At 42.0% G+C, this 2,527-nt stretch carries 2 protein-coding genes; both read left to right on the plus strand.

The genetic code is table 11. The annotated features are described in order from the left end of the window. The first annotated feature begins 85 nt into the window (after positions 1–85). A complete protein-coding gene (locus FC75_RS11470) occupies positions 86–1,840 on the plus strand; it encodes a cache domain-containing sensor histidine kinase (RefSeq protein WP_056989954.1) in 1,755 nt (584 codons plus the stop codon). Continuing rightward, the coding region (locus FC75_RS11475) for a response regulator (RefSeq protein ID WP_156403627.1) at positions 1,833–2,527 on the plus strand (695 nt) is incomplete at its 3' end. The genes FC75_RS11470 and FC75_RS11475, both read left to right, overlap by 8 nt.

The raw sequence follows: 2,527 nt of genomic DNA on the forward strand, positions 1-2,527 counted from the left end.
CATGGCCTTTCTGGTCTAGTCGTCAGGGTGTTGCACTTGAATTGTAAACTGGGGGTGATTAATAAATATAGAAGCTGGGATATGTATGTTTAAGCGTATCAGCAAATTATCGCTTCAAAATAAGATGCACGCATTGATTTATGCGTTGGTCATCGTTGAAGCAATGCTCTTGCTGCTCATGGGAATCGTATATGTTCGGATGCTAACATCCGAAACATATGCGCGAAATCGTGTTCAGTTATCTGCCTTGTCCACCGATCTTCAGAATGAGTTTGCCGAGGTTGATAATCTTGTCACCCGGTTTCATGAAGATGCAGGCGCACAGGTTCATCTAGAAAGGGCTGAGAATGACAAATTGAGCGCATATCAACGAGAATTAGCAAGACTCGATTTGTCCAAAGACATAGGCAGCATTGCTGCTACTTCACGTGTAAACTCCTGGACTATCATGGATGATCGAGGTCACCGCATGGTCGGGGGTAATGGCTTAGATAATTACATCAAAGGGTATTCCACTAAAGATTACCTGAGAACGGTAGGTAACGATTCTAAGAAAGCAAAGTGGATATTCGGCCCAGACAATAAGGCCGTTTACGTCCACAATTTGTTTGACACACATGATTTAAGCATGAAACATATTGGAACTGTAGTCTTTACTATTGATTTGTCCTTTATACAGCAATTTATGAGCGACTCAGGGCTCTTTTCAAGACAAGATTTTATAGTTATCAAACGTGACAACCAGTACTATTTAACCAAACCTAATTTGGCACATTCTGTGAAATCGGGTCTTAGATATCACGGCCCGAATCAACAGAGGTTAACTTCAATTAACGGTATCGGTTATTATCTATTTAGTAAAGCACTCAATTTAGATAACACATCATTTACTGTTCACTACTATATCGTGAATGAACAAATAATTAGGAAAATAGTAACGGCATCTTTTATATTGCTGTTAGTGATACTGCTTATATTGATAATAAGCAGTAATATTGCAAATTATTTATTGCGGCGCTTAATTTTGCCAATTGATAATCTTGCCCGTAATATGCAAGATTTTAAGACGGCCGATGATTTACCTCGACTGAGAGAAAGAGCAGAGAAAGCTAATACGTTCCATCGGTCGGACGAGATTGGGACATTATACAGATGCTTTCAACGACTCATGTCAGAGATTGATCGACTTGTTGTCAAGGATTACCAGTCTCAATTGTTGACCCAAGAGATGGAAAACAAGTACCTAATGGCTCAAATTGACCCACATTTTTTATATAATACGTTGAATTCAATCAACTGGATTGCGTTGAGCCACGGCGATGAAGAGGCTTCTGAAGTTGTGACGTCCCTTGCTCTCCTTTTACGCGAGAAAGCCGATGCCAAGACCCAGTCGACCACTCTAGAACAGGAATTGAATATTGTTAAGGCTTATGTAAAGATTCAAAGTGTACGTTTTAGAGATCGCTTGCGCTTTAGTTTAATGATTCCCGAAACGATGGCCACGCAGAACGTTATTGTTCCTAAATTGATCATTCAACCCATTGTAGAAAATGCAGTGAAATACGGTGTGGAGACGACGGATAGACCGGTTGTTGTCAGAGTTTGCCTCCGGATTGAGAACGCTCATTTAATAATTACAGTTTTCAATGATGGTAAAGGATTTAATCCCGCCGCGTTTCAGTCGGAGTCAACCGGTGTGGGCTTGCATAATATTTCCTCACGACTGAAGCTTAAATTTGGCAGTGAGGCCGGCCTTCACGTCGAATCTGCGGTCGACTCTACAACGAGTGTCAAAATTTGGTTGCCGTACGCTAAGAAGGGAGAGGTGAGTCTTGGCTAAAGCCAGCTTGATTATTGTTGACGACGAGCAACTCAACGCTGATGGTATACGCATGTTGATTGAGCACAGTCACTTAGCGGTTACTATCGCAGGGGTATTTTATTCAAGCACTGCCGCCTTAGAGTATCTGGACAGGAATCGTGTTGATATTATAGTCACTGATATCCAAATGCCTCAGATTAGCGGACTTGAATTAGTCCGCCACATTAAGAAAAGCAATCCAAGTGCCGAAATCATAATCTTTACTGGGTACGGAAGTCTCGCGTACGCGAAAGAGGCAATGAAGTATGGCGTAAGGTATTTTCTGGAAAAACCGGTCGCGCCTGAAAAGCTATCGGCGAGCGTGAAAGGCTGTCTTGAAGACTATCGACGACATAAACAGGAAAAGTTGCTTCAGCTAAAACAAATGATAGAGAATGTCTTGCTTGATGAGCAGGATCTCTCTAGGGTCAAGGATGTACCTTTTACCGTAGTTAGCCTTGAGGAGAACCAGTTTGAACGAGTTCGAACACCACTTGAAGGGTATTTCGAGGCTGCGGAAGCCATTTTTGTCCGTGTTTCTCACAGCGGGCAGATTATGTACTGTGTGTACGGTCGATTAAACCTTGAGACACCAATGATTCAGATTGAGCACCTCAATTTTCAAGTCAAGTGCAACGATGATAACGAATCCTTGATAGTGGTCTA

The organism is Lacticaseibacillus camelliae DSM 22697 = JCM 13995 (assembly GCF_001436615.1).
Lineage (GTDB): Bacteria > Bacillota > Bacilli > Lactobacillales > Lactobacillaceae > Lacticaseibacillus > Lacticaseibacillus camelliae.